Raw genomic sequence first — 7100 nt, forward strand, 5'->3', positions numbered from 1 at the left:
GGATCATCACCGCGCCCTTGTTGACGATGATTTCCAGTTCGAGACCCATCTTCTTGATGATATCGAGCACGGTCGCCTGATGGGGTTCCCAAGTCGCGACGATCGATCGCCCGACCGAAAGCGGCTTGACGCCCTGCCGCTTCAATCTGGCGACGAATTTGGGCTCGGGCGATGGGGCGATCACCCGTTCTTCCTCGCTTGCCGGCGTGTAGATCATCGCGCCATTCTCAGCGACGACCTTGTCGAAGAGGCTAAGCTCGGGAAAGACGCGCTTGAGATCGGGCAGTTCACGCCCGGTGACGAGAACCAGCTTGCGGCCGCTTTTCTTGAACCGCTCAAGCGCGGCGAGCGTCTTCTTGGCGACGATCCCATCATGAGCCAGCGTGCCGTCATAGTCTGCCGCCAATGCAATGAAATACATTCCGCCGACCCTTCTCGTTCCGGTTACCCGGCTAGAACGTGCGATTGAGACAAAGGCTCCCCACCGACCGGATCGCAGGTCTGGAGAAGGGCGGTTCGCCCTCGGAAATCAGGAACTCCTTCGGTGCCGGTACGTTGACCAGACAAGCCGGGAACCGTCCCGGTCTTTGCTGGCGGCGTGCAAACCCCGTCGCCGAAATCCACACCAAGCGCAATGAAAGGTAAGGCCATGGGCTTCTTTTCGAAGGACATCAAGACACTCGACGATCTCTTCGTGCACACGCTGCGCGACATCTATTACGCCGAAAAGCAGATCGAGAAGGCGCTGCCGAAGATGATCGACAAGGCAACCGACCCGCAATTGAAAGCCGGATTTGAAAAACACCTCGATCAGACGAGAGGCCATATCGAGCGCGTCGAAGAGGTGTTTGAGTTGCATGGCGTCAAGGCCAAGGAGGTCAACTGTCCGGCAATCGACGGCATTCTCGAGGAGGCCGACGATGTGAGCGGTGACGTCGATGACAAGGAGGTTCTCGATGCGGCGCTGATTGCTTCGGCGCAGGCCGTCGAACACTATGAGATGACCCGCTACGGCACGCTCATCGCCTGGGCCAAGCAACTTGGCCGCACGGACTGCGCCAATGTGCTGACCAAGAACCTCAGGGAAGAACAGGCGACCGATCGCAAGCTCACCGAAATGGCGGAAAGCAAGATCAACCTGCAGGCAGCCGAATAAGGCTGCGATCCGGCCGGCTGGTAACTCGGCCGGCCGGATTGCCGGCAGGTTTCCACTCCGTCAGCGAGACGGGTCGACGCCCAAGGCCGCTGATTGCTGGCGCAGCGCCTCATCGTCATCCTGCGGCACATGCCGAGCAGATCCTGCTGTTTCCGTGTAGATGCGGTACGCTACGCAAGCGAGCGCCACCATGAAAAGTAGACGGCCCATCCATCCTACTCCTTGGTTACGGATTTCGTTTCGGCCATCCTCAGTACCCTCCGACGACCGGCAAGATCTCGCCGGTGATGTAGCTCGAGCAGTGCGGCGAAGCGAGGAACACATAGGCCGGCGCGAGTTCTTCCGGTTGCGCGGGTCGTTTCATTGGCGTGTCCGCGCCGAATTTCGAGACGTCGTCGGCTTCCTTGTCCGACGGATTGAGCGGCGTCCACACCGGCCCCGGTGCGACCGCATTCACCCTTATGCCCTTGCCGATGAGATTTCCCGACAAGGCCCGCGTGAAGGCATGGATGCCGCCCTTGGTCATCGAATAGTCGACCAGTTGTTTTGAACCGTCGATACCGGTTACCGAACCGGTGTTGATGATCGCCGAACCGGGTTTCATGTGCGGCACCGATTCCTGCGCCATATGAAAATAGCCGTAAAGATTGGTCTTCAGCGTCGTGTCGAAATGTTCTTCGGTCAGCTCGCCGAAATCGCTGGAATGAATTTGGAACGCGGCGTTGTTGACCAGCACGTCGATGCGGCCGAATTTTTCAACGGTCTCCATGACCGCCTTGTGGCAGTGGCTGCGTTCGCTGACATCGGCCTTGACCAGGATGCAGCGTCGTCCCTCCTTTTCCACCGCTGATTTGGTCTCTTCAGCATCCTTGTCCTCGGCCAGATAGACGATCGCGACGTCGGCGCCCTCGCGGGCGAACAACACCGCCACCGAGCGGCCGATGCCGGAATCGCCGCCCGTGATGAGTGCTACCTTTTGGTCGAGTTTTTTCGATCCGAGATAGTACGGCGCATCATACAAAGGCTCCGGCTCTAGTGCCCATTCGTGCCCCGGTTTGGGCTGATGTTGCTCGGGGAAGGGGGGCTCGGGATATTCACGGGCGCCAGCCTGCATGGCGCCTTGCTGCTTCCCATCGCCTTTCGATTTGTCCTTGGCATCGACGCCACGTTGGATATGGCGCTGCTTGGCCGCTTCACCGGCTATTTCCGACTTCATCTGCATGATCGTCTCCTTGGCTTGGAGAGGAAACAACGCATGTCAGGCAAAAAGGTTTGCGCAAAAGATCGAGAGATTCCGGCCAGCGTTTGGCAATGCGTAACAACGACATCGCCAGTTGCACCAATTCAGCTGCAATGCAGCCGCGCCAGCCACCGCCGCCGATGGGATCGAGCATCCGGGCTTGCCCGTTGCCTGTGCCGCCTTGGCAGCGAGCCAAATGTGATGATGTGGATTGGGGAAGCTATTGCGTCAAACTGGCGTGCGCAAAGCAGCGCCATCCGGTCTGCTCCAAGCGTAGCCGTCGGAATCTATCTTGGCGAGAGGCCATCGAGCAGGAAGTCCAGGCCTTTTCGGAAAGTGCCGTCCCAATCGTTGTCCAACAGCAGACGAGAGCGTTCGATTGTCGGGTAGTGTTCGCTGAGATGTGTAAGACGCGGCTGTGCGGCTGCTCTGTCTTCTTCCGAGAGGTCGAAGCTTGCCCGGGTGAGGGTGGCGCCCATCACATAGTTCCAGAGCGACCAAATCGCGGCGTTGAGATCCGCGTCCGCAACACCGGCTCTCGACAAGGTCTTGCTCAGCATTTCCAGGCGACTGAGGATGTTCGGGCCAAGCGCCCGTCGCGGCAACAGCGATGCCGACCAAGGATGGCGCAACATTCTGGCGCGCCAGCTTTCGAGCATATGAACGACGTCTCCGCGCCAGTCCGGAGACTCACCTGTTTCGGGCGATGCGCGATATTCGAGCACCGAATCGAGTGCTAGATCAAAGACATCCTCCTTGTTGTCGACGTGCCAGTATAGGCTCATCACACCCGAGCCGAGGCGATCGGCCAGCCGACGCATTGTCACTCCGTCTATGCCCTGGGCGTCCAGCAGTTCCACCGCGATCGCCACGATACGCTCTCGAGACAGCGGCGGCTCGCTGCTCGCTTCCTGCATAGGTGGAAGCTTTGTCCGTTGCGATCGTTTGCTGGCACTGCGGGGTTTGGCTGCCATCTGTCTTCCTTGCTGGCCGAACGTCGATTTTGGCAGGCACCGTCAGGAATGTCGACGCTGATCGCTTGACTAGTACGACGTACCATACGATGACTCGTACATCGCACGATTCATCGTATGGGCGATCTGGTTAAAGTTCATGCCGGCCGCGAGTGCGTTATTCGCAGTCAGCAGAGCCAGGAGAAATCATGTCACGCGCAATCAAGCATCTGCTTACCGGAGGGCTAATTATCATGACCATGGCAGTTTCCGCTGCGGCTACAGCGACTGGGAACGACCTCAAGCTGACCATCGTCAATCCACAGACGCTCTACGACCCGTCGCCGAATGGCTACAGCACCGACGTGATCGCACCGCGCGGAGCTCGGATTGCCTACATCTCCGGGCAGGGCGGCCAAGACAGCACAGGAGCCTTGTCACCCGATTTCGCCGTCCAGGTTAAGCAGGCCTACGCAAATTTGCATGCGGCGCTCGAGGGCATCGGCGCCAGGCCGGATCAGGTGGCGAAGCTCACGGTCTTCGTGGTCGACCACGACATGTCCAAGCTCGATGTGTTGACCAGGAACGTCAAGGACATGTTCGGCGAGGCGCTGCCGGCGCAGACACTGGTTCCCGTTCCCAAGCTTGCAATCGACCCCATGCTTTTCGAGGTGGAAGCCGTGGTCATTCTGGAGTAGGGGCGAGATCGCCCCACAAACTGAAACGGGTCGAGCGCGCCGCCGACAGCCGCACATCCGGAGCCATTATACGGAAGTAGAGCCGGCCAACGGTCGGTTGAGCTTCGCGTCAGCTCAGGTCTGTCCTTCGGTTTCGCTCGAAGCAAAGCCGCCAATTTCCCGACGCATTACAGTAGGTAGTGGCTCAGCGCGTTTTCCCTTCCGGCTACCGCGGCGGTATTTGCTCTGATACTCGCGTCGCTGTTTCGCGATTTCGTAGAGTACGATACCCGAACTGGTTCCGAGGTTTAGGCTCTCGATCATCCCGAACATTGGAATTGCTACGCACATCTCGCTGCGCTCGACCGCAAGGGTGCTGATGCCCCGTTTCTCATTGCCGAACCAGACAGCGAGTTTGGTGTGCTGGGTATAATCGCCCTCGTGCAGGAAAACGCTGGTCTTTCCCATTATATGCGGCGACGTGACGACGGACACAAAGCCATGTTTTTCCAGATGGCTGAGGCAGGCGTCAGTGCTGTCGAATCGTTTCACAAACGTCCATTTGACGGCTGATACAGACGTTTCCGAAAGCGATTTCCGTTGGCGCATTTGCTGCCAGTCATCAGGAAGTGCTTTGCGTGGATCGACGATATAGACTCTTTCAACGCCGAGGGCATTTGCGTTTCGAATTACCGTTCCGATGTTCCTGATATCATTCGGATCTTCGACAACGGCTACCAAGTTCTTGCAGCGAAACGATTTGACCGCAGCCGCACGCTTGCGAACCGATACTCTGGGTTTCTGAGCCTCAAGGGTTTCCATGAGAGAGGTTCTTACCAGAGGCGCATCTGAATCCAAGGCCCGTGGCGACTCTATCGCCGCCACATCAGGAAGTCGCATAAGATAGATTATGGAACTGACGCATGGGCCAGGAACTGTAAATTGCCGCTGATTCTCATAGGCTTGAGCGCTCGTGGCGTATTGCCTTGAGCGGATAGCCAACCCTAGGCTGTCGAAATGAAGATGGCAAACAGCGGGATCGAAGCGGCGATCGAAGTGTTCGTGCATGGCTTCAGTGCCGACAGAAGCCGCACCTTTCCTTACGTGGCCCGCCGTGTTGGGCCGTTGTGGCTGATGCGCGACGCCGAGCGCAAGAATCCTCGCGACTACCGCGGCGAAGAATGGGTCGTCCATGACGTCGCCGCTCAACAGGCCGATGCCATCGTGCGGCAGCATGCACGGCCGGGCTTTGCCATTTCCGTTATGATCGCGCACGAGGATCCGGACGGGCCGACACGAACTGCCTACAAAGCTCTCGGCTACCGGCTGCTTCGGACCGAAGGCTTTTTCGTCCACCGATTGCGCCGCATTCCCAGCCCGCCGGCGGTTGCTTCGATCGAACGCGTGCAGACAGCCGAACGGGCGGCGCAGTTGGGAAAGATCATCCGCAGGCAGCCGATCCCAGACGATTTGCTCGGCGACAGCGCGCCATTCCGTCAGTATGTGGCAGTCGATGGCGCCGATATCGTTGGGCGCGTACGCAGCCTTGATGCCCTGGGAGCCACATGGTGTTCGAGCATGTATGTCGAGCCGTCGCACCGGCGTCGCGGCATTGGCCAGGCTTTGATGTCGAGAATGTTGCACGACGATCGGGCGCGTGGGTCGAGGTACTCGGCGCTGGCTGCAACCCACGCCGGGGCGCTGCTTTATCCCCGGATGGGCTACGAGCGGATCGGAACGCTGCTGATATTTGCGTCAAGGAGCCGGAAGACCGTATGAGGGTTTATTCGCATCATGCTGATTTATAGTGGATTTCAGCTTGATCGGTGGTCAGAGCCCTCTCCTTTTACAACAGCTGGCCTAGCTTAACATCTTCGATGCCGATGAACTTCATCACAGCCCGCGATTTCACCAGGGAACGGTGCGGCCGAGATAGTCAAGATATTCCAGGCCGGGGTTTCCCCGTTTTGCGAGGAGCACGTTCACAAGGCTGGGAATGCTCTCTTGGATGGTGAGCCGTGCGCCCGGGCCGCCCAACTCCGTGCGAACCCAGCCCGGCGCCATCAGGACCATCGAACGGGCCTCGCCCGCGTGCCGGGCTGCGTAGCAGCGCATATACTGGTTCAAGGCGGCCTTGCTGCCGCGGTAGACCTCGCGCATGCCGGTCGTGTTGTTGCAGACGCTGCCCTGTCCAGACGACATCACGCCAATCAACCCGGACGCCTCGACAAAGTCATCGAGGCTCTCGATCACGCGCAGCGGGCTCAGCGCGTTCGTGAGCATGACCCGGATGAATTCGTCGGTCGTCACCTGCCCGACCGTATCCGTCTCGTTGTTCGTCGTTCCGGCGTTAACGAACAGCATGTCGAACATCTTGCCGGTCAGGCGTTGGCGCAGGCCCGCAACCTGGTCGGGCTCGCAGATGTCCAGGGTCTCTATCTCGACCCGGCCAGCATGCTCGTCTGCCAGATCGTGCAGCAAGGTCCGGGTTCCGCCGCCGCGAACTGTGCCGACGACATTCCATCCCTTTTTTAGGAACTCGGCCGCCATGGCATGGCCGAGGCCCCGCGATGCGCCAATGAGGAGGATTGTGCGAGCTGGGTCGCTCGGAATGTGTTTGGGCATGAGAGTTGGTAGCTTTCGATGTTGGTCCGACAGCCGATATAAGCGGCCGTGCGCAGGGCGCCAGACGCATCAAAGTCAAAGTATGGTTGCATCAAACGCTATGTCTGGCGACGCGGCTGGGATAGGCTCAGGTCATGACCAATGTTGATGTGGACCTGAACCTTCTCGTCGCACTGGATGTGCTGCTCGCCGAGGGCAGCGTGACAGGGGCAGCCCGTCGCCTCGGCTTGAGCGCATCGGCCATGAGCCGGACGCTCACGCGACTTCGGGCAGCAACAGGCGACCCGCTGCTCGTTCGCGCCGGGCGAGGCCTGGTGCCGACACCGCGCGCTGCCGAACTGCGCGAGCGCGTCCATGAGCTTGCGCGGGACGTGCAAGCAGTGCTCCGGCCGCAGATCACGCATATGGACGTCGCGTCGCTCGAACTGACATTTACCGTCCGAGTGAGC

The 7100-nt window shown here is 59.4% G+C and carries 11 protein-coding genes; 4 read left to right on the plus strand and 7 right to left on the minus strand.

What is annotated here, in order from left to right:
• Positions 1–421, minus strand: a 421-nt coding sequence (locus EN893_RS12145) for an HAD-IIB family hydrolase (RefSeq protein WP_128361553.1), incomplete at its 3' end; no start/stop codon positions are given.
• Positions 422–649: 228 nt separating this feature from the next.
• On the opposite strand from EN893_RS12145, the gene EN893_RS12150 reads away from it, so the two are divergent.
• A complete protein-coding gene (locus EN893_RS12150) occupies positions 650–1156 on the plus strand; it encodes a ferritin-like domain-containing protein (protein WP_127272261.1) in 507 nt (168 codons plus the stop codon).
• Between the two features lie 60 nt (positions 1157–1216).
• Here EN893_RS12150 and EN893_RS38645 read toward each other — a convergent pair whose 3' ends face one another.
• The 4 genes from EN893_RS38645 to EN893_RS12170 all read right to left on the minus strand — a co-directional run bounded on the left by EN893_RS38645 (position 1217) and on the right by EN893_RS12170 (position 3370).
• Positions 1217–1366: a hypothetical protein gene (locus tag EN893_RS38645; RefSeq protein WP_127268841.1), complete on the minus strand. Its 150-nt coding sequence runs from the start codon at positions 1364–1366 to the stop codon at positions 1217–1219.
• Between the two features lie 40 nt (positions 1367–1406).
• Positions 1407–2378, minus strand: coding sequence for an SDR family oxidoreductase (locus tag EN893_RS12160; protein ID WP_127268842.1), 972 nt, complete (start codon positions 2376–2378; stop codon positions 1407–1409).
• Complete coding sequence (locus EN893_RS12165) at positions 2350–2550, minus strand: hypothetical protein (protein WP_127268843.1); 201 nt, start codon at positions 2548–2550, stop codon at positions 2350–2352. Before EN893_RS12165 ends, EN893_RS12160 begins: the two co-directional genes overlap by 29 nt.
• 133 nt (positions 2551–2683) lie before the next feature.
• Entirely contained in the window at positions 2684–3370 is a 687-nt protein-coding gene (locus EN893_RS12170; protein WP_127268844.1) for a TetR/AcrR family transcriptional regulator C-terminal domain-containing protein, read from the minus strand.
• Between the two features lie 188 nt (positions 3371–3558).
• Between EN893_RS12170 and EN893_RS12175 the strand changes: the two genes are divergently transcribed.
• A complete protein-coding gene (locus EN893_RS12175) occupies positions 3559–4047 on the plus strand; it encodes a RidA family protein (RefSeq protein ID WP_127268845.1) in 489 nt (162 codons plus the stop codon).
• Between the two features lie 114 nt (positions 4048–4161).
• Here the strand turns inward: EN893_RS12175 and EN893_RS12180 are convergent, their stop codons facing one another.
• Entirely contained in the window at positions 4162–4848 is a 687-nt protein-coding gene (locus tag EN893_RS12180) for an RNA methyltransferase (protein ID WP_127268846.1), read from the minus strand.
• Positions 4849–5043: 195 nt separating this feature from the next.
• On the opposite strand from EN893_RS12180, the gene EN893_RS12185 reads away from it, so the two are divergent.
• Positions 5044–5805, plus strand: a complete 762-nt coding sequence (locus EN893_RS12185; RefSeq protein ID WP_127268847.1) for a GNAT family N-acetyltransferase — start codon at positions 5044–5046, stop codon at positions 5803–5805.
• 129 nt (positions 5806–5934) lie between these two features.
• Here EN893_RS12185 and EN893_RS12190 read toward each other — a convergent pair whose 3' ends face one another.
• A complete protein-coding gene (locus EN893_RS12190) occupies positions 5935–6651 on the minus strand; it encodes an SDR family NAD(P)-dependent oxidoreductase (protein ID WP_127268848.1) in 717 nt (238 codons plus the stop codon).
• A 134-nt stretch (positions 6652–6785) separates the two neighbouring features.
• Here EN893_RS12190 and EN893_RS12195 point away from each other — a divergent pair.
• On the plus strand, positions 6786–7100 hold a 315-nt coding region (locus EN893_RS12195; RefSeq protein ID WP_164900816.1), incomplete at its 3' end, for a LysR family transcriptional regulator.

Source organism: Mesorhizobium sp. M7A.F.Ca.CA.004.04.2.1, assembly GCF_004022825.1.
Classification (GTDB): Bacteria; Pseudomonadota; Alphaproteobacteria; order Rhizobiales; family Rhizobiaceae; genus Mesorhizobium.